Below are 24,202 nucleotides of genomic sequence, written 5' to 3'. Positions count from 1 at the left end.
CGGCGACGCAAGGATGAAGTCTGATGGGCCAAATTGCATACGCTCATTCGAAAACACTGGCAGGCACGCGCTTTTTGCCTCGCATGGTCGCCCAGATAGAAAGCCCGATCCCGACGAACAGCGTTTCCATAAAGGTCCCGGCGGGCGCAATCTGGTACGCGAATACGGTGATGGTGCTGACAAAACAGATGGCGATCGCCAGCACCGAACATAGGAGAATCACGAGGAAACGGAGCCATCCCGCATAAGGGTGCATCGCGATACGCTTGGACAGATGAAAAGGCAGCAGCCAGCAGGCCAGGTAAATCAGCCCCCAAACGATCACGAAAGCGGCTTCGAACATTCTCTTCCTCCAGGCGACGACAGCGAGGCCTATTCTATGCCTGCGATTGAAACATCCGGCCAGAGGCGTGCGAGAAAATGCCGAGTCAGCCGGATATGGCTTTCTGGCTCGGGTTCTGTCGCTTATTTGCAATCGCCTGGAACAACGGAATAGGCATCGGCGCCACCGTCCCATGTGTAAGAATATATAATATTGGTTGCTCGGCCCGCGTCTAAATCCGGTTTCCAAATCTGGCAAAGCCCTTGCAGGTTATTCTGCTTAACTGCGGAGACTTTGAAGTCTGGCGGGATGGCACCCACCAATCTGAAGCGGTACTCGACACCACCAGGTATGACTTTCGTCGCCTCGTGGATGGTGAAATCGTCAAGCTTTTTCGGCAGGCCATCGTTTAAAGCGGCGTCCTGTATCGCGGGTTTGATCAGATTGCTTGTCAGGGGGACAGAAACCGCAACCGCAATCCCAGCCGCGTACCTCCACGCATTCGTAAACCCCCATCGCTTCAGAATCACACCGAGCAGACCACCAACCAGTCCAAAGAGGGCGCCGAAAATCGCGCTCAATGCAATGCTTGGCAAACCCGCAAGAAAAACCAGAAATTCGCCCATCACTCAGCCCTCATGAGATGAGTGACGATAGGGCATATGAAGAGACAATGAAAGGATCCCTCGCCTGGGCGATGGGCGTGAGCGAGGCCGAAGTATCGAAGCAAGCGATGCTCTTATCGATGCCGTAATAGTGGCTCTGCAACGTACCTATCCCGAGCGCGCACGACAGCAAATGAATGCAGGCTGATCCATTTTCCTATTGCATGTCGCAGTCCATGTTGCGTGCAACAGCCTCGGGCAGACGCCAACGCCCCGCAAACGTTGAGAACAGCTTTACAACACAATGCGACATATTTCAGGGAAGAAACGGCTCCAAGCCTTTGATTTTACTGGTGCCCCCGGCAGGGTTCGAACCCGCGACCCCCTGATTACAAATCAGGTGCTCTACCAACTGAGCTACAAGGGCAAGCCAGTGCCGCCGAATTATCAGATTCCCCCTCTATGTAAAGAAGAAATTTGTCCGTCCGGCCAAAAAGGGAGGCGATCTGTTTGATAGATGAGGCCAGACCAACCTTCTCACCCAAAAGAGCCTCCACCGGTTCGCCAGGCAAAAAGCTTGCGCTGCTGGAAAAAGTGTGGCTCTGACAACCGCACTGAGGCTGAGCATCAGCCGGAACGAACAGGAGCATGACGATGAGCGAATTGACGGTAGCGGACGCGACAGATCGCATTTACGAATCGCTGCGCGCAGACAATGCCGACATCGATCTGCACATCGCCAACCTGAAGGCGGCGCTGAAGCACGCGGGCTTGAAGGAGGCGACCTTCGACGCATCCAAGCTTTCGCACAACAACCGCTCCGGGCGGAAGTTGATGCAGGCCTATTTCCGCCAGCGCGGCGTGACGGTGAAGTTCGAAGGCGTGTAAAGCGCCTTACGCTCGCTCGTCACGGGCTGCAACCTCGACGTCCCGATGATCGGGTTTGGCCCGAACATCCATAAGCCGTTATGTTCGCTGCGGGGATGATGCAGATCACGCGACCTCATTTCGAAATCGCCCTTCAACAACTTGGCGTCCTGAAAGCCTTGAGAGCCTATGACCCCAGGGTCGCCGGGACGCCGCCTCTTGGCGTCGAGACAGAGAAGAGCGATATCGACATTCTCTGCCATGCGCCGGACCCCAGCGCGTTTTTGACGGATGTTCAGAACGCATACGGCACGACGAGCGACCTGCGGATATGGCAGTGGATATCCAAAGACCGGCCGATCATCGTAACGTTTCATGCGCATGGCTGGGACTTCGAGATCTTCGCAAGCCCGCAGCCGGTTGCGCTCCAAAATGGCTGGCGCCACTTCGAGATCGAAAGACGGCTTCTTGCCATCGGCGGTCAGGATTTCAAAGAGGCGATCAAGCGTTTGCGGCAACAGGGTATGAAGACTGAACCGGCTTTCTGGTCGGCCCTGAAACAATCCGGCGATCCCTATACAGGGCTGTTGTCTCTTGAAACCGCAACGGACGATGCGCTTCGCGAGAAACTTGCTCGCTTAGGCTTCGGCCCAGGCAGCTGTGTTTCAGACGACTAGACCTTTACCGCTCGCTGAATATTCAAAGGCGAACGCCTGCGGGTCGCCTCATCCCAAATCCAGCGTCATCACCAGCGGGCAATGGTCCGATGCCTTCGGCCGATCCCAGCCGGTGCGTGGATAGCGCTCCACCTCCTGCCCTGGCGGGAAGACGGTGCGGTAAGGCTGCCCGCCGCGAATGATTTCCGGCACGCGTGCCGCATTGCGCTCGGCTAGGCTTTGCGACAGTAGGATGTAGTCCAGCTGGCAAAGATGCTGCTCCTGCGGCCCTCTGGAGTGATACAGCGTCCAGCGATCCATCACATCGCGGCGCTGCATCGGGTTGATGGCAAAGCCATCCCTGGTCAGGAGATCTAGCGCACTACGCGCCTCCGTCACCGGCCTGAAGCTGTGGCCGGTCCGGCGGTTGCCGGCGATGACGACCCGCTCCTGATAATCGTTCATGTCCCCGCAGATGGCGAAATCGCTGTGCCGCACCTGATCCAGACCGAAGCGGTTCTCGATGATGCGACGGATCGCGCGCACTTCCGCCTCACGGATCGGCATGGTCCCAAGCCGCGCATCGGTGGATTCGCGGGCATTGCTCATGGATTTCAGGTGGGTGACGAAGAGAGAGAAAGGCTTGCCGCCGATCTTAAGCTCAAGCTCCAGGCAGTCGCGCTTGAAGATCTTGTCATCAATGGCATTGGTCAGCACCAGTTCGTCGTTGAACAGGTCGAGATTGCGATAGGTGAGTGCTGCATGGCTGCGAATATCGACAAGCTCGATCTTCTCGCCATCCAAGGTCTCGTCACGCATGACCACAGCCACATCGATGCCACGGCTGTCATTGCCTTCCACCAGATATTTGTGGCGGTAGCCATTGCCGACCATGCGGTAGAGATAGCCATATTCGAAGGCCTGCAAGGCCGCCATGTTATCGACTTCCTGCAGGCAAAGGATGTCGGCATCCGCATCGGCAATGGCGAGCGCCGAAAGCTGGCGCGTGTCATCGGTAGAGGCCAGCATGCGCGCACTTTCCAGCGCATTATAGGTCGCCTCGTCGCGCACATCGAAAAGCTGCATGGCACGATCGCGACGGGTCTGGTTGCGAAACCCGGTGAAATCGAACCGGGTCATCAGGTTCTCGATATTGAAAGTGGCAAGCCGCAGCGACATGAATCATTCCCGAATGAATGCCCAACTTAGTCGCTTCTGACTGGAAGCCAAGTGACCCAGTTTATAATCGCCAGGCCGAGCGGATGGCGACGGGATAGATCGCCCCTAGTGCCGCAGGCTCCCGGGAATAGGCACGCAGTGCCTGCCCATCCGGCAAGGTGAGGCGCAGCGCGTAACGCTCGCCCTCATACAAAATGCTGCTCACCCGGCAGGTGATACCCTCGGCGTCCTGGAGCACGTCCTGGGGGCGGACAAGAATGTCACTTGCCGGAGATATTCCCTCTTCAGCCTGCATGGCTGTTTTCAGCATCTCCCAATCCAGCGCCCGCGGCGCAGCTTCCGGGAGCTTGAGCGAGACAATGGCGCCCTGGCCCACCAGCGAGCCGACGAGCCGTCCCTCAGGTCTTGCATAGAGCGCCGCCGGTGGCGCCATCTGCAACAGCCTGCCTTCCGACATCACTGCAACATCTGTCGCAAGCGCCATGGCTTCGGCCTGATCATGCGTCACATAGACCATTGTCGCACCGGAGGTGGCGTGGAACTCGCGAAATGTCTCTTCCATCTCCTGGCGAAGATGCCGGTCGAGATTGGCAAGCGGCTCGTCGAGAAGCACAACGTCGGGCTCGGTCACAAGGCAGCGCGCAAGCGCGACGCGCTGACGCTGCCCGCCCGAAAGCTCCGATGGGCGACGCTCGGCGTAAGCGTCGAGCCGCACGGTTGCAAGCGCATCCATCACCTTGCGGCGGTAACGCTCACCGGAAATGCCACGCACCTTCAGCGGATAGCCGGTATTTTCCGCCACCGTCATATGCGGCCATAATGCGTAGGACTGGAAGACCATCGCCATGTTGCGGCGCTCCGGCGGCACCATGCTGCCGGCATCCGCCAGCACCCGCTCACCCAGAAGGATCGCCCCGTCGCTCGGCTGCTCGAAGCCTGCGATCATCCGCAGCACTGTCGTCTTGCCGCAGCCGGAAGGACCAAGCAGTGCCAGAAAGCCGCCTTCGCGGATCGTCATCGACACATCATTGACCGCAGGCTTGCCGCCGCCAAAGCTTTTCGACAAACGGTTGAGGATCAGTTTCGCCAAGGCACAACTCCCTTCGGCAGCTTGCGGCCGAGCAGTTCGAGCAGCAGCATCAGCACAATCACCATCGCCACCACCAGCACCGAGAGTGCCGAGGCGAGATCGAAACTGCCGCTATCATCGAGATTATAGATCACCACGCCGAGGGTCTGCGTACCCGCCGACCAGAGCAGCGCGGAGACGGTCAATTCATTGCAGGCAATCAGAAAGACCAGAATGACGGAGGCGCCCGCAGCGGGGCCGACGAGCGGCAGGATGATGTCCTTCATCCGCCTCCAGAAACCGGCCCCCGAAAGCCTTGCCGCCTCTTCCAGCACCGGGTCGAACTGGGTGAAAGCACTGACCATCGGCTTCAGGCTCACGGCGAAGAAGGAGGAGAAGTAGGCCAGCAGAATGATCCACAGCGTGCCGTAAAGCGTGATGCCGACAAGCGGGATCGGGGCCGCGAACAGCAACACATAGGACACGGAAATGACCACGCCCGGCAGCGCGTAGGGAATATCCACCAACGCTGACAGCAGGAACATGAACCGGCTTTTGCCACGCACAAGGAAATAGGCCGTCAGCACAGTCACCAGCAGGAGACACAAGGAGGTGACTGTCGCCAGAAAAAGCGAATTGATGAAGGCCGTGCGGGTCACGGCCTGCCGAAACAGGATTTCCTCATACGCATGGATCGTCGCCGTGTTCAGCGTCAGCGGCACACCGTAGGCCGGAGCAAGTGAGCTTGCGACGAGCGCCGTCAAAGGCGCGACGAGAATGATGAGGATGGAGAGCCACAGAAGGGCCTCGACGATCAGACGCCATGTCCCAAGCTGGAAGGTGGCCGCCTTGCCGGAAAGCCCGATGATGCGATAATCACGCCCCTTCATTGCCCGTTCCTGGATTGCGAGGCCGAGAACCGAGATGATCGCGATCATGCCGGACAGCATGGCGATATCGCCAAAGGTGCTGCTGCCGAAACTGGAGAAGCGGCTGTAGATCAGCGTCGGCAGGGTGAAGATGGAGGCCGGTATGCCGAGAATGGCGGATATGCCGAAGTTGCCGACCCCCGAGACAAAGGCGATCGCGGCACCGGCAATCAGACCCGGCATGGAGAGCGGCAGGATGATGTCCTTGAGCACCCGCCAGGAGGATGCACCCGAGAGCTTCGCCGCCTCGATCCCATCCTGCGGCAACGCCAGCAACCCGGACCGCAACGAGAGATAGACGAGCGGCGCGTGCTGGACGCCAAGAAGAAGCGAAATGCCGAAGATCGAATAGAGCGGCTGAGCAGAGCCGAGCGGCGGCGCCAGACCGATTGCCTTCAACAGCGTGCTGGAAGGCCCGGTCATGCCGATCCAGGAGAGCGCCGTCACCTGTGGCGGGATCATCATCGGCAGCATGAAGAGGAAGCTCAGCAGAGACTTGCCGCGAATATTGCAAAGCGTCAGCGCCAGCGCAAAACCGCCGCCAATCGCAAGCGAGATCAGCATGCCGAAAAACGAGGTGGAGAGGGTGTTGACCACGGCCTGCCACAAAGCCGGATCGCTCAGCAACGGCCAAATGTCACCTTTCAGTGACGATATGATGCCGGTATAGGCCAGTCGCCCCAGTGGCAAGGCGCTGAGCACAAAGACGACTGTGACGACAAAAGGAAACAGCCAGCGTGGCTGGCTGCTTCCATGAGTTGAAAAAGCTGGCATAGAGAAGGATCAGCCCTTGGAGCCGCCGAAGATATCGGAGAAGGTCTTGAGATCCTTTTCGGAATTCTTCAGCGCTTCTGCCGGGTTCAGCGGCAGCACCTTGATCTGGTCGCGAGCGGGGAAGCCGGCTGGCAGAGCGACATCGTTGCGCGCAGGAATATAGCCGAGCTTGACGAAGCCTTCCTGTCCCTTGGTGGAAAGCACATAGTCAACGAACTTCTTGGCCGCATCCGCATGCTTGGTGTGGGCAAGGATGCCGACCGGCTCGGTCACGGCAGACACACCTTCGCTCGGGAAGACAAACTCGATCGGCGCGCCCTTGGCTTTTTCACGGATCGGCATGTAGTCGACGACGACGCCGTAAGCCTTCTCGCCGGAAGCGACGGATTTCAGAACCGCGCCGTTACCACCGGCAGCAATCGCGCCATTGTCCTTCAGCGCCTTGTAGTAATCCCAGCCAAGGCCTGGCACGGCCGCCAGCGTCTGTGCATGGATCAGGGCCGCACCGGAGGTCAGCGGGCTCGGCATGGTCACGAGGCCCTTGGCTTCCGGCTTCTCCAGATCCTTCCAGCTCGTCGGCTTCATCGCAGCCTGCGTGTTATACATGATGCCGGTGGTGATGAGCTTCGTGGAGTAATAATAGCCATCCGCATCGAACAGCGTAGCGTCGTAATGGGCCGCTTCCGGCGACTTGTAGGCCATCAACTGTCCGGCCTGCTTCATGCGTTCCAGCGTCACGGTATCGGCGATCAGCAGAACGTCGGCAACCGGATTGCCCGCCTCGATCTCGGCCATCAGCTTCGCCATGATCTTCGGCGTTCCGTCGCGCACCCATTCGACATCGATACCGGGATTGGCGGCCTTGAAGCCATCTACGGTCGCCTGGGCATCCTCATTGGGCTGGCTGGTGTAGAGCACCAGATCGGCAGCATTTGCGCTGCCCATGAGAAGACCGAGCGACACGACGGCAGTGAAGGCTGAAAGAAGCGTTTTCATGAGTGCGGTCCCTGTTTGAAGCTGGGACCGCTAAAACACACCTGCATAACATGTATGTGACAGACAGGATTTGACTGTCAAATTCGCGGTTAAAGCGTAACCTTTCCTTCGATCAAAGTCGTCACCTGCCCGCCGACCCAGATGTCGTCGCCGATCTTGTCGACGCTGACGCGCCCTGCCCGACCAAGAGCAGTCCCTTGGCTGGCGATATAGCGATCAGGCGCCACACCAGCGCCGATCAGCCACTGCGCAAGGCCAGCATTGAGACTACCGGTCACCGGATCTTCGCCACCTTCAAAGAAGGCTCGCACTTCGAAGTCCGCATCGATCCCGTCTTCCGCTTTGCAGCGCGCGACGACACCGACTTTGAAGCCACCGATTGCAGAAAAATTCGGCTTGATGGCAAGAACATCGGCGCGGCTCCTGAGAAGCAGCGACACCCAACCCGGACCATTATCCGTCCAGCTTGCATCGAGGATCACCTCTGGCGAGAGCCCCAGTGCCGCTGCGACCTGCGAAATAGATACTGGATCGACCGCGCCGAACTTCCGCAACGGCGGAGCCGCAAAAGCAAGCCTTTCGCCGGTGATCCTAATCTTGATCAGACCTGCCTCACATTGCTGGACGATCTCATCTTTGCCGGTCTGCCCGGAATGCGAGCGATAGACATGGCAGGTGCCGAGTGTGGGATGACCGGCAAAGGGCAACTCGCCCACCGGCGTAAAAATCCGCACACGGTAGTCCGCACCCTCAACCGTCGGCTTCATCAGAAAGGTCGTCTCGCTGAGATTGGTCCAGTTGGCGAAAGCCGCCATCTCCTCATCCGACCAGTCGTCGGCATCGCAGACCACGGCAAGCGGATTGCCCTTCAGGGGCTTGGCAGAAAAGACATCGACCTGATGGAAGGGGTAGGTTCTGGCCATGGCGCATATCCTTCACATGGAAAGCGGACGTGTTGCGCGATGCGTGGCACCGGCGCAAAGATCCTTAAGACAACGGAGCGAAGGCTCACTTCGAATGCTGGCCGCTTTCAACGTCGGCCAGCATCAGTTTGTCATGGTGAGAAGGGACAGCGCCCTTCCCTCACCTCACACGATCGGCATCGTCGCTCTGGTCGTGGTCTCGGCATTGGCGATCAGGCGGCCGAGGCGCTTGATGCCTTCATCGATCATCTGCTCATTGGCGCAGGAGAAGCTGATGCGCAGCGTGTTGCTGCCCGAACCATCGGCAAAGAAGGCCTTGCCTGGAACGAAGGCCACGCGCTCGCTGGAAAGCGATTGCGCCAGAAGCTCCGCACCGTCGAGACCTTCCGGCAACGTCACCCAGACGAACATGCCGCCTTCCGGCTTCGTCCAGCGTGCCGTCTTCGGCATGTATTTGTCGAGCGCGGCCAGCATGGCATCGCGACGCGCGCTATAGGCAGCCTTGATCTTGGCAACCTGACCGTCGAAACCGCGGGATGCGACATGCTCGATCGCCATCTGGTTGATGGTGGAGGAATGCAGGTCTGCAGCCTGTTTCATCAGAACCAGCTTACGGATGACCGGCATTGCGGCGACGACGAAGCCGACGCGAAGGCCCGGCGCCAGCGTCTTGGAGAAGCTGCCGGAATAGATGGTACGGGTCTTTTCGATGCCGCCATTGCGCTCGATGTCCAGCGCCATGATCGGCGTCACCGGCTGACCGTCGAAACGCAGGTTCTGATAGGCACCATCTTCGATGACCGCGATATCGAGCTCATCGGCGAGTTCCAGCAGTTTCTTGCGACCTGCCAGATCGACCGTCTCACCCGTCGGGTTTGAAAAGTCGGCAGAGAGATAGGCGAACTTGACCGAACCACCGGCCTTGGTCGCGTTGTCGCGATAGGTCTCAGGCGTGCGATTGCCGCCCGGGTTGAGCTGGTCGTAGTTCGGCTCATAGGCGTTGAAGGCAGACAGCGCGCCGAGATAGGTCGGCCATGTGACGAGTGCGGTATCGTTCGGCGACAGGAACAGCTTGCCGAGATAATCCAGCGCCTGCTGCGAACCGGACGTGATGAAGACGTTATCGACCGAGCATTCAATGCCGATCTTCGCCATGTCCTTGACGATCCATTCGCGCAGCGGCTTGTAGCCTTCGCTCACCGAATACTGGAGCGCTGAATTGACCTGGGGGCCGGAGAAGATGTCCGCATAGGCTTCCTTGAATTCCGCATCGGGAAACAGCGCCGGATCGGGAATACCCCCCGCAAAGGAAATGATGTCCGGTTGGTCCAGAAGCTTGAGAAGCTCCCGGATTTCGGACGCTTTCATCCGCGACGAGCGGGTGGCGAAGATTTGTTCCCAATCGAGCATGGGTCTGTTTCCTCATATTTCGTTTTATGACGCAAACATGTACAAAAACATCGATAGGTCAGCAATACTGACTTATCAGTTTTCGGTACGGTTTATCAGATTTTTTGCGTCCTCTCCCAAGTTGCGGACTTCCCATACAATCTCTTCGACGACTTCACAATCTGCTCGGCAATGGATTGACGGGCGGCAAATTTAAGGATGGATTGCGCACCGATTGATTTGCTGTCCGGAGGAGACGAAATGCTCAAGAATATCCACCCTGCGCTGAACGCCGATGTGCTGCACGCGCTGCGCGCCATGGGCCACGCCGACACGCTCGTCGTGACCGACACCAACTTCCCATCCGACAGCATTGCCCAGCACACCGCCGTCGGCCAGGTGCTGCGTATGGAAAACCTCACCTCCGCCCAGGCGATCAAGGCGATCCTCTCGGTCTTCCCGCTCGACACGCCGCTGCAGCCCTCCGTCGGCCGCATGGAAGTCATGGGCGCACCGGATCAGATCGAACCGGTCCAGCGTGAAGTCCAGGCTGAGATCGACGCTGCCGAAGGCAAGTCGGCACCGATGTACGGCATTGAGCGCTTTGCGTTCTACGAAAAGGCCAAGGACGCTTATTGTGTCATCACCACGGGTGAGCTTCGCTTCTACGGCTGCTTCATTCTGACCAAAGGCGTGATTTATCCAGCGGCATGATTTGACCGCGAGCGCAGCGTGCACTGAAAATTCCGGCTTAGCGAACCATTAGGCCTAGGGCGGTTCTCGCTCAATCAGATCACCGTTCTCGAGTTGCGCGATGGACTCGCGCAGCCTTTTTCTATTGGCTTTACTGGACAACAGGTGGGATGTGTCATCCAGATTGACGCCAACAGGCGTCCCCCCCTTCCAGCTTTCGCATGCCGTCCTGATCAGCCACAGAGAATGATGCGTCGTGTTCATGCATGATATCGCCCTTCCCAATTCCCGCACATGGAACCAGCTTTCTCTGATATCAGCAAGAAAAAGGGCGCGGAAGTTTCCCTCCGCGCCCTCGCATTTTCCGTGTGCTTGGCCTGACAGCGCAGGCTCCAAACCGTCTTAGTTTACAGCCTTGTCGACCAGCTTGTTCTTGCCGATCCAGGGCATCATGCCGCGCAGCTTCGCGCCGACTTCTTCGATCTGGTGAACGTCGTTCATGCGGCGGATACCCTTGAAGCGGGCAGCACCCGAACGGTATTCCTGCATCCAGTCGGAGGTGAACTTGCCGGTCTGGATGTCGTGCAGAACGCGCTTCATTTCAGCCTTGGTTTCGGCAGTGATGATGCGCGGACCGGTGACGTATTCGCCCCACTCGGCCGTGTTGGAGATCGAGTAGTTCATGTTGGCGATACCGCCTTCATAGATCAGGTCGACGATCAGCTTCACTTCGTGCAAGCACTCGAAGTAGGCCATTTCAGGCGCGTAGCCGCCTTCAACCAGCGTTTCGAAACCGGCGCGGATCAGCTCGACGAGACCGCCACACAGAACGACCTGTTCGCCGAAGAGGTCGGTTTCGCACTCTTCCTTGAAGTTGGTTTCGATGATGCCGGAGCGGCCGCCGCCAACGCCACAGGCGTAGGAGAGTGCAACTTCAAGAGCGTTGCCGGAGGCGTTCTGGTGAACGGCAACGAGGCAAGGAACGCCGCCGCCCTTCTGGTATTCGCCGCGAACCGTATGGCCTGGGCCCTTCGGTGCGATCATGACGACGTCTACCGAAGCCTTAGGCTCGATGAGGCCGAAGTGAACGTTGAGGCCGTGGGCAAAAGCAATCGCAGCACCGTCGCGGATGTTGCCGGCAATCTCGGCCTTGTAGATGTCGGCCTGCAGTTCGTCAGGCGTTGCCATCATCAACAGGTCGGCCCACTTGGCAGCTTCGGCAACGGTCATGACCTTGAAGCCGTCGGCTTCTGCCTTCTTGATGGTCGGCGAACCGGCCTTCAAAGCGATGACGACGTTGTTGGAGCCGCTGTCCTTCAGGTTCAGCGCATGCGCGCGGCCCTGCGAACCGTAACCGACGATGGCGACATTCTTCGCCTTGATGAGATTGAGATCGGCATCACGATCGTAATAAACGCGCATTTCTTGGTCCTTCCCTATTCAAAACCAGATGATTGAACCGGAGCTCAGGCGGTTTTCCCGCCCTTTTCCGAATGTACCTTTTCTGTCCCGTAAAGCGTCAGGAAGGCGGCAACCGCCTTCCGTGCCCGGGCAGAAAAATCCTTGGTCTGCGCCTCACCGAGCAGCATGCGCACATGCAGATCGGAAACGATCAGGCCGTAAAAACTGCGATAGGCATCTTCCAGATCGTCAAAGCGCAGGTAGCCGCAACGGCGACCGGCTTCGATCAGACCACGGGCACGCTTGTCGATCTGACGGCGGCCACGTTCCAGCAGAAGATTGCCGAGCTTCGAGCCATCGCGGCTCGCCTGCCCGATGGCCAGACGGTTGAGCGCCAGCGACACGTCGCCCGCCAGAACGTCGAGCAGATCATGGGCAAAGACTTCGAGGTGATCGACAAGCTGCGGCGCGGTGACGCGATCGCCAGCCTTCTCAAAGGTGCGGACCTTGCTCTGCTGGAAGCTGATCATGGCCGCCAGAAGACCATCGCGGTCGCCAAACCACTTGTAGAGGCTTTCCTTGGAGCAATTGGCAGCGCGTGCCAGACCGGACGTCGTCAGCGCTTTTTCTCCACCCTCGACCAGAAGACGCAATGCCTGCTCCAGAACGGCGTTCTGTCGCGGCGAAAATTCCTGCGCTGTGATCGGATCGGTCCTCACCTTGTCCACTCCACTCTCAATTATGTACCGTACGGTACGGTTCGAGCGACATTTAAGCGGAGCGCTTCTCAGGGTCAAGAGGATTCTTGAACCCGTGGTGCGAATTGACGCGCCGCAATATAAGGTCCGCTGAAATTTATATATGGCACAAAGGGTTACGCCGTGGCGTCGAACGTCACGCGCGCCTGCTTCACCGCATCATGATGATCGAGTGCCCAATTGATGACCTGCGACAAGGGCAGATAAAGCGACCGCCCGAGCGGCGTCATGCTATATTCCACGCTGGGCGGCTTGGTCGGAAACACCTCGCGGTGAATATAGCCATCACGCTGCAGATCACGCAGCGTCTGGGTCAGCATCCGTTGTGAGATATCGGGCACCATGCGCCGCAATTCACCGAAGCGATAGGGGCGCTCGGCGAGCGCCTGCAACAGCAGCGTCGACCATTTACCGCCGATATGATTGAGCAGATCGCGCACGGGGCAGTTGTCGAAATCGAGATTGGCGAAATCTGGAAGAGGCGCTGAGACCTGCGCGGAAGCACTCGTTGCTGTTGGCTTCAACCGTGAGACTGTCGCGCCCATGGCGGTGGTTCCCTTCTGGTAACGTAGGGCGTCAGAAATGCCTTCTTTACAGCACCCGGTCAATTCTTATTTTAGAGCTACTCTCTTTTTGAGACCAACAAAGGACAGACATTATGAGCAAGATTCTCGTGACCGGCGCCTCTGGTCATCTCGGCCAGGCCATCATCCATCATCTGCTGGAAACCTATGAGGTTCCGGCGGCCAGCATCGTTGCCGCCAGCCGCGATACGAGCAAGCTCGCCGGTCTCGCCGCACAGGGTGTGGAGACACGCGCTGCCGATTTCGACGATGCATCCTCGCTTGAGACAGCATTTCAGGGGATCGACACGCTGCTCATCATTTCCACCGACGCTCTCGCCGTTCCCGGCCAACGCCTGACGCAGCACAAGGCAGCCGTTGCCGCCGCGACCAAGGCAGGCGTCAAGCATCTTGCCTACACCTCGATGCCGAACCCGGACAAATCGCTCGTCACCTTTGCCCCTGACCATCTGGGAACGGAAGAGGCTGTCAAGGCAAGCGGCCTTCCCTACACGATCATCCGCAATGCCTGGTATCTCGACAATTACCTTCACGGCATGCCGCATAATCTGGCAGGTGGTCAGTGGTTCACGGCATCGGGCAACGGCAAGGTCTCCAACATCTCGCGGGATGACTGCGCTCGCGCAGCCGCAGCCGCTCTCGCCAAGGGCAAGGCGGAAAACAAGACCTACACGCTGACGGGACCGGAACTGCTCGATGCAGACCAGATTGCCGCTTTGGTCTCCGAAGCGACCGGCAAGCCGCTCACAGCGGTCAAGGTTTCGCCTGACGATCTGAAGAAGGGCATCGAAGGTGCCGGCCTTCCCGGTTTTGTCGCTGCAATGCTGGCCTCGGCGGATGCCAATATCGCAGCCGGCAACTTCGAAATCCTGACCGATGACTACGAAACGCTGACGGGCAAGAAGCCGCAGACCTCCGCGGAGTTCTTCAAGGCCCACAAAGCCGCTCTGATCGGCTAACCCTTTTAGCCACTCATACTCCGGCGCAGAGCCGGGGTATGGGAAGCCGGATCACTCTGCAGCGGTGCTCATGCTCTCACGCGACGCTTCCACATCGCGCGCTGGCGACAGTCCATAGACGCGGGCATATTCCCGGCTGAACTGCGAAGGGCTCTGGTAGCCCACACGGTGACTGGCGGTGCCCGCGTCCAGCCGTTCCAACAGCATCAGTCGGCGCGCCTCGTGGAGGCGCAACTGCTTCTGATACTGCACCGGCGTCATCGCCGTCACCGCCTTGAAATGCTGGTGGAAGGAAGAGACGCTCATGCCGACCCGTTCTGCCACATCCTCGATACGGATCGGGCGGGCGTAGTTCTCACGAAGCCATGCGATCGCACGGGCAATCCGGTTGCCATGGCTGTCTGCCGCCAGAATGCTCATCAACTGCCCACCTGCTGGCCCTGTGAGAATGCGGTAGAGAATCTCCTGCTCGATCAAGGGCGCCATGGCAGGAATATCAGCTGGACGATCAAGCAAGCGCAAAAGCCGCGTCGTCGCATCCAGAAGCTCAGGCGTTGCGGCATTCACCACGATGCCGCGCTGGCTGAGGACGGCCGTGGGCGGGCGAGCGATCTGCGCCCGGCTCATCACGTCGAGGAGCTTCTCACTGTTGATCGCAATCGAAATGCAAAAATGCGGCACTTCCTGGCTTGCCTCCACCACACGCCACGCCACCGGCAGATCGAACGAGGTCAGCAGGTAATCCCCTGCCCCGTAATTGATGGTGTCGGTGCCGAGTTGTAGGCTCTTGGCGCCCTGAATGACCATGGCAAAACAGGGATGATAGCTGCCGTGGCAAGGCGCGCTCGGGCTTGAGCGTTTGCTGAGCCGCAAGGCATCGATGTCGGTCGTCACTTCCCCCTCGGCCTTGGCATAGCGCGCGGCAATCGAGACGATTTCCTGGTAAGGGCTGAAAGGCAGCGTCATGGGCGAAAACCTTGGGGCAAACGGCAATTCCGTTGGGGCATATCTAAAATGCCTTCCCCTCTTCGCAAAGAGGGCCCACCGCAATTTTGTAGAATTATGCAAGAAGCTTGGAGGATCGCTCTAACGCTCTTTCGTGTTCCGGGCGCATGATCGACCATCCCATTCCACAGTTGAAAGGAACTTCAGATGGCCACTGCAAGAGGTTATGCTGCAACAGACGCATCCAAGCCGCTTACGCCGTTCACCTTCGAGCGCCGCGAGCCGAACGAGGACGATGTCGTCATCGACATCAAATATGCAGGCATCTGCCATTCGGACATTCATACTGTTCGCAACGAATGGAAGAATGCGGTCTATCCGATCGTCCCCGGTCACGAGATTGCTGGTGTCGTGACGGCCGTCGGCTCCAAGGTGACCCGCTTCAAGGTTGGCGATCATGTCGGTGTCGGCTGCTTCGTCGATAGCTGCGTTGGCTGCGCCAGCCGTGACGTCGATAACGAGCAATACATGCCGGGCCTCGTCCAGACCTACAACTCGGTCGAGCGCGATGGCAAGACGGCGACCCAGGGCGGTTACTCCGACCACATCGTCGTCAAGGAAGGCTATGTGCTTTCCATTCCGGACAACCTGCCGCTCGACGCCTCTGCGCCGCTTCTCTGCGCCGGCATCACGCTCTATTCGCCGCTCAAGCACTGGAACGCCGGTCCCGGCAAGAAGGTCGCCATCGTCGGCATGGGTGGTCTTGGCCATATGGGCGTGAAGATCGGTGCAGCCATGGGCGCGGATGTCACCGTGCTGTCTCAGTCGCTTTCCAAGAAGGAAGACGGCATGAAGCTCGGTGCGAAGGACTACTACGCGACGAGCGATGCCTCGACCTTCGAGAAGCTCGCCGGCACCTTCGATCTCATCATCTGCACCGTATCGGCAGAAATCGACTGGAACGCCTATCTCGGCCTGCTCAAGGTCAATGGCTCGATGGTGGTGGTCGGCGCACCTGAAAACGCCATTCCCGTCCACGCCTTCTCGTTGATCCCAGGCCGCAAGAGCCTGTCCGGCTCGATGATCGGTTCGATCAAGGAAACCCAGGAAATGCTGGATTTCTGCGGTGAACACAACATCGTCTCCGAGATCGAGAAGATCGACATCAAGGACGTCAACGAGGCCTATGAGCGCGTACTCAAGAGCGATGTGCGCTATCGCTTCGTCATCGACATGGCGACGCTCGACGCCTGATCCAAGCGTCACAGCACGTAGACAAAACCGAGGCGGGGCCTGATCAGGACCCGCCTCTTTTCGTTAGAGAGTCTTTCCCACAGGCTGCGCCTCATCCTTCAGCGTGTCACGCTGGGTAATCAAACGCGCACTGTGCTGGCCGCTGAGGTAGATCCACAGCCAACTCCAGGCGACGGCGAGCCTCGAGCGTGTGCCGATGAGGAAGTAGATATGGGCAAGGCCCCATATCCACCAGGCGATGACGCCCTTCAGCTTGATCTTGCCGAAATCGATGACCGCAGCTCGCTTGCCGATCGTGGCAAGGTTCCCCTTATGCACATATTTGAACGGCGCGGGCTCCGCCTTCCCCGTCAGTCGCGCCTTGATGAGCTTGGCGACATGGTCTCCCTGTTGCTTGGCCGCAGGCGCGATGCCAGGCACCGTCTTGCCGTCTGCCTGCTGAACGGATGCCGTATCGCCGATGACGAAGATGTTCGGGTCCTCTGGAATGTGGAGATGAGGACCAACCTCGGTGCGCCCGGCGCGGTCCGCCTTGACACCGAGCCATTGCGCAGCCGGAGAGGCCTGTACGCCAGCACCCCAGATGATGGTCCGTGCGGGAATGAAATGATCGCCGACCTTGACGCCCTCTTCGGTGCAATCCGAGACGGGCGTTCCGAGCATCACTTCGACGCCGAGTTTGTCCAGCGCGCGTTTGCTGTACTCCGATAGCTCCTCGGTGAAAGCAGGCAGCACGCGCTTGCCCGCCTCGACGAGGATGATGCGCGTCTTGCGCGTATCGATGTTGCGAAACTCCGGCGGCAGAACCTTCTTGGCAAGATCGGCGATCATGCCCGCCATTTCGACGCCAGTGGGACCCGCGCCGATGACGACGAAGGTGAGATAGGCCTGCTTGACCTCCTCCGTCTTTTCCAGCTCGGCACGCTCGAAGGCAAGAAGCAGACGCCTGCGGATGGTCGTCGCATCCTCCAAGGTCTTCAGACCAGGGGCATGTTTTTCCCAGGCGTCATTGCCGAAATAGGCATGGCGCGCACCGGTCGCGAGCACCAGCGTATCGAAGGAGACCGTCTCGCCATGAGTGAGATGAACGGTGCGATTGGTCCGATCAACGCCCGACACCTCGGCAAGCACGGTCGAGACTTCAGGCCTGTCGCGAAACAGGTGGCGGATGGGCCAGGCGATCTCCGATGTCGAGAGTGCCGTCGTTGCGACCTGATAAAGAAGCGGCTGAAAGAGATGATGGTTGCGGCGATCGATCAGGGTGATCCGTGTCGGCACACCCTTCAGACCATGGACAGTTTGTAGCCCGCCGAAGCCTCCCCCAACGACGACGACATGATGTTCCTGCATAAGACTTGCCCTCATTACAATCAGAAAATCAAACCGCGCAGGTTGTACGCGGTTTCATTGTAGGGGCAAAAATTGACGTGAGTTATGAAATAGCCTGACCGCAGGCCCGGCAAAAACGCCGAACCGTTTCGGCCATGCCGTATTCGAGAGCATCTGCCGTCAGGCCGTGGCCGATCGATACCTCAGCAAGATGAGGAATGCGCTTCACCAGTGCCGGAAGATTGTCCACGGTAAGATCGTGTCCGGCATTGACGTCAAGTCCGAATTCCTTCGCAAAATCAGCCGTCTGTCCGAGTTTCTCAATCCAGTGCGCAGCCGCTTCCGGGTTATCGTAACAGCCGCCATAGGGACCGGTGTAAAGCTCGATACGCGCAGCGCCCGTGGCCGCTGCCAGTTCCATGACGGAACGGTCTGCATCGCCGTCGGCGAAGAGCGACACCCGCATGCCGCCTGCCTTGAGACGAGAGGTGACATGCTTGAGAAAATCACCATGCTTTCGAAAATCCCAACCATGATCGGAGGTCGCCTGCGATGGATCGTCCGGTACCAGCGTCACCTGCTCCGGCTCATTTTCTTCGCAAAGCAGAAGGAAGTCCTCGGTGGGATAGCCTTCCATGTTGAATTCGGCTTGCGGAAACTCGTCATCGATCAACGCCCGAAGCAGTGGCAGGTCCAGAAAGCGGATGTGGCGCTGGTCCGGTCGTGGATGAACCGTCAGTCCGCTGGCCCCCGCCTGCAGCGCAATACGGCCGAATGACGCCACATCCGGCCAGGGCAAGTCGCGCCGGTTACGCAGCATGGCAATCGCGTTCAAATTGACGGACAGTTTGGTCGGCATCTCATTCCCCGGCGTTCATGGTGGAGGGCGCTGCATGACGACCCCGATCGGACGTCATCTCTCCCCTTATCGCATCATTTTGCAAGCCACCAAAAAAAATCGAGATTTTCGTGGAACCATCTTCGCGCGCGCGCATTTTCGCCCCTAAGGATCGGGGACCGACATGACGCAATCATTTTCATTAGAAGACTCTCATATCGATTTGAGTTTAGACGCCGCTTTCGCTACTGATATGGGCGCAGCCGCCATGCCGGAGCTGGATGTCCGGGATATGACCATGCCGGGCCAGGATGGCCGCGATACGGTCGTTCTCACCACCGGGTCATGGAGCAGAAAATCCATGAAAAAGGTAACCGAGACAACCGCAGCGCCGGGATCGAAGATCTCGAAGGGCTTTCTACCAGACGTCAAGGTCCCATCCTCCCTCCCGCCCGAGCCCGTCGTCATTGCAGACATGGCAAATCTGTTCGGGGTCACGCACAGAACCCTGCATTTTTATGAAGAGAAGAAGATCCTCTCCTCCCGCCGCATGGGGCTGATGCGCATCTATTCGCACCAGGACGTTCGCCGCATGGCCGTCATCAACCTGCTGCGCGATATCGGCGTTGCGGTTGCGGTCATTCAGGAGATCATGGGCAAGCTTGATCATGCCCCATCCCAGGAAGCAGCAGACGACATTTTCCAGACTGCGCTTGAAACCCGCAAGCGCGAATTGACGCTGGAGATATCCACCGTTCATCGCCAGATCGACCAGATCAGCAACCTGATGGACGTGTCCGACGAGACCTATCCCGAGCCTGTCTACGACACGGTTTCCAATCTGACGGAGCAGGAAAAGTACTGCCTCGAATTGATGGCGGAAGGCTATTCATCGACACGCCTCAGCCGCACCCTCGGCATGTCTGCAGATGAACTGAGCGGGCTGGAAGAAGGCCTTCTTGGGAAGTTCGGCGTGAACAACCGCTTTCAGGTGGTCGCAAAAGCGCTGACAATGGGCATCATCGAGCACTGAAACGCACTGATAAGCCCAACAAAACCTACCGGACGATGGTCAGTGTCTCCGCCGCGCGGGTCACTGCAGTGTAAAGCCAGCGTTCGCGCGTGTCGCGAAACGCGTAGCTTTCATCAAAGAGCACGACATTGTTCCACTGCGAACCCTGCGCCTTGTGCACCGTCAGCGCATAGCCGTAGTCGAACTCATCATAGCGCTTGCGCGTGGACCACGGAATTTCCGTATCCGTCTCCTCGAAGGCCGCTTTAAGCAATTTGATCTTCGCCGCACCGCGATCCATATCGTCGTCTTCCGGCCTGATCATCAGATTGATGCCCGGCTTGACCGTCTCCCGAGATGAACTCATCACCTGCCAGAGGGACCCGTTGAGCAGGCCCTTCGCAGGATCGTTGCGCAGGCATACCAACTTGTCGCCGGATTGCGGATATTCCGCCGAAAAGCCCTTCAACTCGCGAAGACGCTGATTGTAGCGCTTGCGCGTCCGGTTGGTCCCGACCAGAACCTGATCCGCGTCCAGCACTAGAGACTGGGTCACCTCCGACTTGGAAATCACCTGCGCAGTGCCGTAGTCGCCGCGCATGATTTCACGTCCCTCTCGCACATCCATGGCAAGCTGGATAATCGGGTTGTCCTTTGCCTGACGATGGATCTCCGACAGCAGATAATCCGGCTCCTGCTCGGTGAAGTAACCACCGCCTGAAACCGGCGGCAACTGTCCGGGATCGCCCAGCACCAGAACAGGCGTGCCGAAGCTCATCAGGTCCTTGCCGAGCTGTTCATCCACCATCGAGCATTCATCGATGATGATGAGCGCGGCCTTGGCAAGCGGGCTTTGGCGATTGATGGTGAACATCGGCGCAATCGATGTCTTACCGGTTTCCTCGTCCTCGACGGCTTCTTCGCCACGCGGCCGGTAGATCAGCGAGTGGATGGTGCGGGCATTGGAAGCGCCACGCGAACGCAGAACCTGCGCGGCCTTGCCGGTAAACGCGGCAAACAGTACCTCGCCATCGACATGCTCGGCAAAGTGCTTGGCGAGCGTGGTCTTGCCCGTGCCGGCATAGCCGAAGAGACGGAATACCGGCGAACGGCCTTCCTTCAACCAGCGCGAAACAGCCTTGAGGGCTTCATCCTGTTGCGGAGAAAATTGCATCCATCCTCTTCGCAGGATTCGAGCCGCAAGCGCAACAGAAAAAGAACGAAAGAAGAATGTTCCGCCCGGAAGCGACGGGAAGACGCAACTGGCAGGGGCAGGCGATGGCATCCCACGTCACATTTGATTAGATAGATGCATGAAGATATTGATTCTTGGTGCAAGCGGCTTCATCGGCTCGGACATTCTTCGCAGGTTGCACAATGACGGCCATGTCGTCACCGGTCTGGCGCGCAATACCGTCACGGCCCGCCGGAAATTCCCCCTCGCCAACTGGATCGATGGTAATCTTGCGCGGATGAAGGATGCCGAAAGTTGGACAGAACTGGTGGCGGACCATGAGGTCATCGTCAATTGCGCGGGTGCGCTTCAAGATGGTTTGGCAGACAATCTCTCTGCCACGCAGCTGGACGCGATGCTGGCGCTCTATGAAGCCTGCATTCTGGCACGCGGCAGGCTCGTCATACAAATTTCCGCGCAAACCTCCGGCACCGCTGCAAACTTGCCGTTCCTGGCGACCAAACGCGGCGCCGACGAAGCCCTTGCCGCGAGTGGTTTGCCGCATGTCATCTTCCGCCCAGCCCTCGTCATCGGTCGCAACGCCCATGGCGGCACAGCACTCATTCGGGCACTCGCTGGTCTGCCCCGCGTCGTTCCTCTCGCGCATGCGGAGAGCCCCGTTCGCGTGGTCTCGGTCAACGATGTCGCCTCGGCGGTATCGCGCGCCGTCAGTGGCCATATCGCGCCGGGAAGCGACCTGCACCTGGCAGCCGATGAGACCGTGACGCTGAAAGACCTCGTTGCGCTCCATCGCCAATGGCTCGGCCTTCCACCTGCAAAGTTTCTCTCCCTCTCACCCGCCATAGCCAAGCCTGTCAGCATGTTGGCGGATCTCGCAGGCTATCTCGGCTGGCGCTCGCCGCTTCGATCCACGGCCATGGCGGTGATGTCGGAAGGCGTGTCAACCCAAGCGCAGACAAACACGCTCTCGGTCGCAACGGCCGCCGAGACGCTGGCGCGTCATCCATCTGCCGTGCAGGACCTCTGGTTCGCTCGCCTCTATCTGCTGAAACCAATCGTCATTCTTTGCCTGTCGCTCTTCTGGCTGCTGTCCGGCCTCGTTCCGCTGACAAATCTCGAGGGTGCTGCAAGCCACTTCCTAATCCTCCTGCCACCCTCTGCGGCCACCGCCCTCACACTTGCGACCTGCGTGCTCGATATCACGCTTGGCGTCGCCGTCCTTATCAAGCGCTTTTCCAGAAGGGCAATGCAAGGAATGCTGTTGCTGACGGCATTCTATCTTCTTGGTGCAACGGTCCTTGAGCCGTCGCTCTGGCTCGATCCGCTCGGGCCGCTTGTGAAGGTGCTGCCATCGATCGTTCTCACTCTCGCGGCGTTGGCGACGCTGGAAGAACGGTAGGCGCATGACGCTGGAAGACATGCTCCGCCTCGCTCATGTCATCGGCGCCACGGTGCTGCTCGGAACCGGGGCGGGCATCGCCTTCTTCATGGTCATGGCGCGTCGCACCGAGAACCCGACGCTGATTGCCCATGTTGCAGGAACGGTGGTGATCGCCGATACCATCTTCACGGCAACGGCCGCCATCCTTCAACCGATCACCGGCTATCTTCTGGCACGCCTGATAGGCTGGCCGCTGACGCAAGGATGGGTCTGGCTCTCGCTCCTACTCTACGTCTTCGTCGGTCTCTTCTGGCTTCCGGTCGTCTGGATTCAGATCAGGCTGCGCGATATTGCCAGGGCCTCGGCAGATGCCGGTTCGGCTCTTCCGCCTCGATGGTTCAAACTGTACCGAATCTGGTTTGCCTGCGGCTACCCGGCCTTCTTCGCTGTCATCGCGATCGTTTGGCTGATGCTGACGAAGCCCGATCTTCCTTTCGGATTGGGGTAAAGCGAGAAGCTTGGCAGGCCCTTGAGCTTCACTTCAACATCGGCCAGAGGCTGAGTACCAACAGCACCGCCATGGTGATGTTGAACCATTTCAACCGCACCGGAACGGAGAGCCATTCGCGCAGCACAGAGCCGAACCCTGCCCACGTCGAAACGCTCGGAAGGTTCACAGCCGCAAAGGCAAGACCGACAAGCAGGACCGTCAGCATATACTGGCTCTCATCCGTGTAGGTTGCCATGGCAGCGACTGCCATCACCCACGCTTTCGGGTTGACCCACTGAAACGCAGCCGCACCGAAAAATGTCATGGGCCTGGCACCGACCTTTCCGTCACCGAGGCTGCGAGACGTTCCAATCTTCCAAGCAATCCAGACGAGATAGGCACCGCCGGCAAATTTCAAAGCGGTGTAGAGCACCGGGATCGAGTGCAGCAGTGCGCCAAGTCCAAGCCCCACACCGATCAGCAACGACAGGAAACCCACGCCAATACCAAGCATGTGCGGAATAGTCCGGCGAAAGCCGAAATTCACTCCGGACGCAAACAGCATCATATTGTTCGGCCCTGGCGTGATCGATGTGGTGAACGCAAACACCAGAAGCGCGATGAAAGTCTCGATCGTCATGAATATCCCCTTGAAGCGTCATCCTATTCACCAGCCAAGGGGAAAACCAGCAGTCGGTATGAATGGCATGTCGCACAAGTTTTGATGGATCGAGAGAGATCGCTTCTGGTTTATTATTTGAGAAACATAGGAGGAGGCCTTCATGTATGACGATATCCCAACGCTGACCCTACCCTCGGGAAGAGACATCCCCGCTCTCGGCATCGGCACCTGGAACATGGGCGAGAGCAACGCCGAAGAGGCACAGGAGGTGGCAAGCATCCGCAAAGCGGTCGAGGTCGGCATGACGGTTGTCGATACGGCGGAAATGTATGCCGACGGGCGATCGGAAGAGATCGTTGGGAAGGCAATTGCGGATCTGCGCGACGAGGTGTTCCTCGTCAGCAAGGTCTATCCCTTCAACGCCAGCGCGACGGGAACGATCGAGGCTTGCGAACGCAGCCTGAAACGTCTCGGTGTCGATCACCTGGATCTCTACCTTCTCCACTGGCGAGGCTCCCACCCATTGGAGGAAACGGTCGCGGCATTTGAAACGTTGAAGCAGTCCGGCAAGATCCGGGACTGGGGCGTGTCGAATTTCGATACGGACGACATGGAGGAATTGTTCGAGGTTGAGAACGGTCGCCACTGCGCGGTCAACCAGGTGCTTTACAACCTGTCCCGGCGCGGCGTGGAATATGACCTTCTGCCCTGGTGCCAGGAGAAGGGCCTGCCACTCATGGCCTATTCCCCGATCGAACAGGGGCGCATTCTCAACAATCATGAACTGATCCGCATCGCCAAGGCGTATCAGGCAACGCCGGCCCAGGTGGCACTCGCCTTCCTTCTGGAACGTGACGGCGTGCTCGCCATCCCCAAAAGCGCCAAGCCGGAGCGGGTCGAGGAAAATCGCGGCGCTACCGATCTCGATATCAGCGATGAGGACTGGGCATCGCTCGATGCTGCTTTTCCGCCGCCGACCAGAAAGACGTCACTGGCGATGTTGTGATTCCATTTCATTGGCTTAGCGCCGTT

The 24,202-nt window shown here is 58.7% G+C and carries 25 protein-coding genes and 1 tRNA gene; 9 read left to right on the top strand and 17 right to left on the bottom strand.

Going from position 1 to position 24,202, the window contains the following annotated elements:
* Positions 1-43: 43 nt before the first annotated feature.
* The 3 genes from ACTJKV_RS08300 to ACTJKV_RS08290 form a co-directional block, all read right to left on the bottom strand.
* On the bottom strand, positions 44-343 hold the full coding sequence (locus ACTJKV_RS08300) for a hypothetical protein (protein ID WP_274102240.1): 300 nt from the start codon (positions 341-343) through the stop codon (positions 44-46).
* Between the two features lie 122 nt (positions 344-465).
* A complete protein-coding gene (locus ACTJKV_RS08295) occupies positions 466-948 on the bottom strand; it encodes a hypothetical protein (RefSeq protein ID WP_274102239.1) in 483 nt (160 codons plus the stop codon).
* Between the two features lie 330 nt (positions 949-1,278).
* Positions 1,279-1,354: transfer RNA gene (locus ACTJKV_RS08290), tRNA-Thr, on the bottom strand.
* A gap of 227 nt (positions 1,355-1,581) precedes the next feature.
* On the opposite strand from ACTJKV_RS08290, the gene ACTJKV_RS08285 reads away from it, so the two are divergent.
* Positions 1,582-1,815: a hypothetical protein gene (locus ACTJKV_RS08285; protein ID WP_130979448.1), complete on the top strand. Its 234-nt coding sequence runs from the start codon at positions 1,582-1,584 to the stop codon at positions 1,813-1,815.
* Between the two features lie 98 nt (positions 1,816-1,913).
* The gene (locus tag ACTJKV_RS08280) at positions 1,914-2,471 is read left to right on the top strand and encodes a DUF4269 domain-containing protein (protein ID WP_274102236.1); all 558 of its coding nucleotides are present in this window, start codon (positions 1,914-1,916) and stop codon (positions 2,469-2,471) included.
* A gap of 48 nt (positions 2,472-2,519) precedes the next feature.
* Here the strand turns inward: ACTJKV_RS08280 and ACTJKV_RS08275 are convergent, their stop codons facing one another.
* The 6 genes from ACTJKV_RS08275 to ACTJKV_RS08250 form a co-directional block, all read right to left on the bottom strand.
* Positions 2,520-3,629: an endonuclease/exonuclease/phosphatase family protein gene (locus ACTJKV_RS08275; protein ID WP_274102235.1), complete on the bottom strand. Its 1,110-nt coding sequence runs from the start codon at positions 3,627-3,629 to the stop codon at positions 2,520-2,522.
* A gap of 61 nt (positions 3,630-3,690) precedes the next feature.
* Positions 3,691-4,719: an ABC transporter ATP-binding protein gene (locus ACTJKV_RS08270; RefSeq protein WP_274102234.1), complete on the bottom strand. Its 1,029-nt coding sequence runs from the start codon at positions 4,717-4,719 to the stop codon at positions 3,691-3,693.
* Positions 4,707-6,401, bottom strand: a complete 1,695-nt coding sequence (locus ACTJKV_RS08265) for an ABC transporter permease (protein WP_274102233.1) — start codon at positions 6,399-6,401, stop codon at positions 4,707-4,709. The genes ACTJKV_RS08270 and ACTJKV_RS08265 overlap by 13 nt, the downstream gene beginning before the upstream one ends.
* Positions 6,402-6,410: 9 nt before the next feature.
* Entirely contained in the window at positions 6,411-7,397 is a 987-nt protein-coding gene (locus tag ACTJKV_RS08260) for an ABC transporter substrate-binding protein (protein ID WP_274102232.1), read from the bottom strand.
* Between the two features lie 89 nt (positions 7,398-7,486).
* Positions 7,487-8,320, bottom strand: a complete 834-nt coding sequence (locus ACTJKV_RS08255; protein WP_274102231.1) for a PhzF family phenazine biosynthesis protein — start codon at positions 8,318-8,320, stop codon at positions 7,487-7,489.
* Positions 8,321-8,485: 165 nt separating this feature from the next.
* Positions 8,486-9,730, bottom strand: a complete 1,245-nt coding sequence (locus tag ACTJKV_RS08250; protein WP_062426585.1) for an aminotransferase-like domain-containing protein — start codon at positions 9,728-9,730, stop codon at positions 8,486-8,488.
* Positions 9,731-9,970: 240 nt separating this feature from the next.
* Between ACTJKV_RS08250 and ACTJKV_RS08245 the strand changes: the two genes are divergently transcribed.
* Complete coding sequence (locus ACTJKV_RS08245) at positions 9,971-10,423, top strand: RbsD/FucU family protein (protein ID WP_062440687.1); 453 nt, start codon at positions 9,971-9,973, stop codon at positions 10,421-10,423.
* Positions 10,424-10,804: 381 nt separating this feature from the next.
* Here the strand turns inward: ACTJKV_RS08245 and ilvC are convergent, their stop codons facing one another.
* The 3 genes from ilvC to ACTJKV_RS08230 form a co-directional block, all read right to left on the bottom strand.
* Positions 10,805-11,824, bottom strand: coding sequence for a ketol-acid reductoisomerase (gene ilvC, locus ACTJKV_RS08240; RefSeq protein WP_062440673.1), 1,020 nt, complete (start codon positions 11,822-11,824; stop codon positions 10,805-10,807).
* A gap of 44 nt (positions 11,825-11,868) precedes the next feature.
* A complete protein-coding gene (locus ACTJKV_RS08235; RefSeq protein WP_274102280.1) occupies positions 11,869-12,522 on the bottom strand; it encodes a TetR/AcrR family transcriptional regulator in 654 nt (217 codons plus the stop codon).
* A gap of 155 nt (positions 12,523-12,677) precedes the next feature.
* The gene (locus tag ACTJKV_RS08230; protein WP_274102230.1) at positions 12,678-13,106 is read right to left on the bottom strand and encodes a winged helix-turn-helix transcriptional regulator; all 429 of its coding nucleotides are present in this window, start codon (positions 13,104-13,106) and stop codon (positions 12,678-12,680) included.
* Positions 13,107-13,216: 110 nt separating this feature from the next.
* Between ACTJKV_RS08230 and ACTJKV_RS08225 the strand changes: the two genes are divergently transcribed.
* Entirely contained in the window at positions 13,217-14,104 is an 888-nt protein-coding gene (locus ACTJKV_RS08225) for an SDR family oxidoreductase (RefSeq protein WP_274102279.1), read from the top strand.
* A gap of 51 nt (positions 14,105-14,155) precedes the next feature.
* Here ACTJKV_RS08225 and ACTJKV_RS08220 read toward each other — a convergent pair whose 3' ends face one another.
* A complete protein-coding gene (locus tag ACTJKV_RS08220; protein ID WP_113175813.1) occupies positions 14,156-15,070 on the bottom strand; it encodes an AraC family transcriptional regulator in 915 nt (304 codons plus the stop codon).
* 186 nt (positions 15,071-15,256) lie between these two features.
* Between ACTJKV_RS08220 and ACTJKV_RS08215 the strand changes: the two genes are divergently transcribed.
* Positions 15,257-16,303, top strand: a complete 1,047-nt coding sequence (locus ACTJKV_RS08215) for an NAD(P)-dependent alcohol dehydrogenase (protein WP_111846987.1) — start codon at positions 15,257-15,259, stop codon at positions 16,301-16,303.
* 63 nt (positions 16,304-16,366) lie between these two features.
* On the opposite strand, the gene ACTJKV_RS08210 is transcribed toward ACTJKV_RS08215, so the two are convergent.
* Positions 16,367-17,653, bottom strand: coding sequence for an NAD(P)/FAD-dependent oxidoreductase (locus tag ACTJKV_RS08210; RefSeq protein WP_440598591.1), 1,287 nt, complete (start codon positions 17,651-17,653; stop codon positions 16,367-16,369).
* 82 nt (positions 17,654-17,735) lie between these two features.
* On the bottom strand, positions 17,736-18,491 hold the full coding sequence (locus tag ACTJKV_RS08205) for a pyridoxine 5'-phosphate synthase (protein WP_440598590.1): 756 nt from the start codon (positions 18,489-18,491) through the stop codon (positions 17,736-17,738).
* A 247-nt stretch (positions 18,492-18,738) separates the two neighbouring features.
* On the opposite strand from ACTJKV_RS08205, the gene ACTJKV_RS08200 reads away from it, so the two are divergent.
* Complete coding sequence (locus tag ACTJKV_RS08200) at positions 18,739-19,503, top strand: MerR family transcriptional regulator (protein ID WP_207773716.1); 765 nt, start codon at positions 18,739-18,741, stop codon at positions 19,501-19,503.
* 25 nt (positions 19,504-19,528) lie between these two features.
* Here ACTJKV_RS08200 and ACTJKV_RS08195 read toward each other — a convergent pair whose 3' ends face one another.
* Complete coding sequence (locus ACTJKV_RS08195; RefSeq protein WP_062426576.1) at positions 19,529-20,656, bottom strand: ATP-dependent DNA helicase; 1,128 nt, start codon at positions 20,654-20,656, stop codon at positions 19,529-19,531.
* 139 nt (positions 20,657-20,795) lie between these two features.
* On the opposite strand from ACTJKV_RS08195, the gene ACTJKV_RS08190 reads away from it, so the two are divergent.
* Entirely contained in the window at positions 20,796-22,076 is a 1,281-nt protein-coding gene (locus tag ACTJKV_RS08190; protein ID WP_440598589.1) for an SDR family oxidoreductase, read from the top strand.
* 4 nt (positions 22,077-22,080) lie between these two features.
* Positions 22,081-22,566 (top strand): DUF2269 family protein, encoded by a 486-nt coding sequence (locus ACTJKV_RS08185; RefSeq protein WP_440598588.1) that lies wholly within the window; start codon positions 22,081-22,083, stop codon positions 22,564-22,566.
* A 28-nt stretch (positions 22,567-22,594) separates the two neighbouring features.
* Here ACTJKV_RS08185 and ACTJKV_RS08180 read toward each other — a convergent pair whose 3' ends face one another.
* Positions 22,595-23,188 (bottom strand): LysE family translocator, encoded by a 594-nt coding sequence (locus tag ACTJKV_RS08180; protein WP_440598587.1) that lies wholly within the window; start codon positions 23,186-23,188, stop codon positions 22,595-22,597.
* A gap of 142 nt (positions 23,189-23,330) precedes the next feature.
* Here ACTJKV_RS08180 and ACTJKV_RS08175 point away from each other — a divergent pair, with 142 nt between their 5' ends.
* Positions 23,331-24,176, top strand: coding sequence for an aldo/keto reductase (locus tag ACTJKV_RS08175; RefSeq protein ID WP_440598586.1), 846 nt, complete (start codon positions 23,331-23,333; stop codon positions 24,174-24,176).
* The last annotated feature ends 26 nt before the right edge of the window (positions 24,177-24,202 follow it).

The sequence above is a fragment of the Agrobacterium sp. 22117 genome, from assembly GCF_052045735.1.
Taxonomy (GTDB): Bacteria; Pseudomonadota; Alphaproteobacteria; order Rhizobiales; family Rhizobiaceae; genus Agrobacterium; species Agrobacterium cavarae.
The sequence above is the reverse complement of the archived record's forward strand: the minus strand, read 5'-3'. Positions and strand labels throughout refer to the sequence as shown.

Excerpts from the sequence above, each read along its gene's own strand:
- ACTJKV_RS08300 (WP_274102240.1), bottom strand. The coding sequence starts at position 343 with ATGTTCGAAGCCGCTTTCGTGATCGTTTGGGGGCTGATTTACCTGGCC.
- ACTJKV_RS08295 (WP_274102239.1), bottom strand. The coding sequence starts at position 948 with ATGGGCGAATTTCTGGTTTTTCTTGCGGGTTTGCCAAGCATTGCATTG.
- ACTJKV_RS08285 (WP_130979448.1), top strand. The coding sequence starts at position 1,582 with ATGAGCGAATTGACGGTAGCGGACGCGACAGATCGCATTTACGAATCG.
- ACTJKV_RS08280 (WP_274102236.1), top strand. The coding sequence starts at position 1,914 with ATGCAGATCACGCGACCTCATTTCGAAATCGCCCTTCAACAACTTGGC.
- ACTJKV_RS08275 (WP_274102235.1), bottom strand. The coding sequence starts at position 3,629 with ATGTCGCTGCGGCTTGCCACTTTCAATATCGAGAACCTGATGACCCGG.
- ACTJKV_RS08265 (WP_274102233.1), bottom strand. The coding sequence starts at position 6,401 with ATGCCAGCTTTTTCAACTCATGGAAGCAGCCAGCCACGCTGGCTGTTT.
- ACTJKV_RS08260 (WP_274102232.1), bottom strand. The coding sequence starts at position 7,397 with ATGAAAACGCTTCTTTCAGCCTTCACTGCCGTCGTGTCGCTCGGTCTT.
- ACTJKV_RS08255 (WP_274102231.1), bottom strand. The coding sequence starts at position 8,320 with ATGGCCAGAACCTACCCCTTCCATCAGGTCGATGTCTTTTCTGCCAAG.
- ACTJKV_RS08250 (WP_062426585.1), bottom strand. The coding sequence starts at position 9,730 with ATGCTCGATTGGGAACAAATCTTCGCCACCCGCTCGTCGCGGATGAAA.
- ACTJKV_RS08245 (WP_062440687.1), top strand. The coding sequence starts at position 9,971 with ATGCTCAAGAATATCCACCCTGCGCTGAACGCCGATGTGCTGCACGCG.
- ilvC (WP_062440673.1), bottom strand. The coding sequence starts at position 11,824 with ATGCGCGTTTATTACGATCGTGATGCCGATCTCAATCTCATCAAGGCG.
- ACTJKV_RS08230 (WP_274102230.1), bottom strand. The coding sequence starts at position 13,106 with ATGGGCGCGACAGTCTCACGGTTGAAGCCAACAGCAACGAGTGCTTCC.
- ACTJKV_RS08220 (WP_113175813.1), bottom strand. The coding sequence starts at position 15,070 with ATGACGCTGCCTTTCAGCCCTTACCAGGAAATCGTCTCGATTGCCGCG.
- ACTJKV_RS08215 (WP_111846987.1), top strand. The coding sequence starts at position 15,257 with ATGGCCACTGCAAGAGGTTATGCTGCAACAGACGCATCCAAGCCGCTT.
- ACTJKV_RS08210 (WP_440598591.1), bottom strand. The coding sequence starts at position 17,653 with ATGCAGGAACATCATGTCGTCGTCGTTGGGGGAGGCTTCGGCGGGCTA.
- ACTJKV_RS08205 (WP_440598590.1), bottom strand. The coding sequence starts at position 18,491 with ATGCCGACCAAACTGTCCGTCAATTTGAACGCGATTGCCATGCTGCGT.
- ACTJKV_RS08200 (WP_207773716.1), top strand. The coding sequence starts at position 18,739 with ATGCCGGAGCTGGATGTCCGGGATATGACCATGCCGGGCCAGGATGGC.
- ACTJKV_RS08195 (WP_062426576.1), bottom strand. The coding sequence starts at position 20,656 with ATGCAATTTTCTCCGCAACAGGATGAAGCCCTCAAGGCTGTTTCGCGC.
- ACTJKV_RS08190 (WP_440598589.1), top strand. The coding sequence starts at position 20,796 with ATGAAGATATTGATTCTTGGTGCAAGCGGCTTCATCGGCTCGGACATT.
- ACTJKV_RS08185 (WP_440598588.1), top strand. The coding sequence starts at position 22,081 with ATGACGCTGGAAGACATGCTCCGCCTCGCTCATGTCATCGGCGCCACG.
- ACTJKV_RS08180 (WP_440598587.1), bottom strand. The coding sequence starts at position 23,188 with ATGACGATCGAGACTTTCATCGCGCTTCTGGTGTTTGCGTTCACCACA.
- ACTJKV_RS08175 (WP_440598586.1), top strand. The coding sequence starts at position 23,331 with ATGTATGACGATATCCCAACGCTGACCCTACCCTCGGGAAGAGACATC.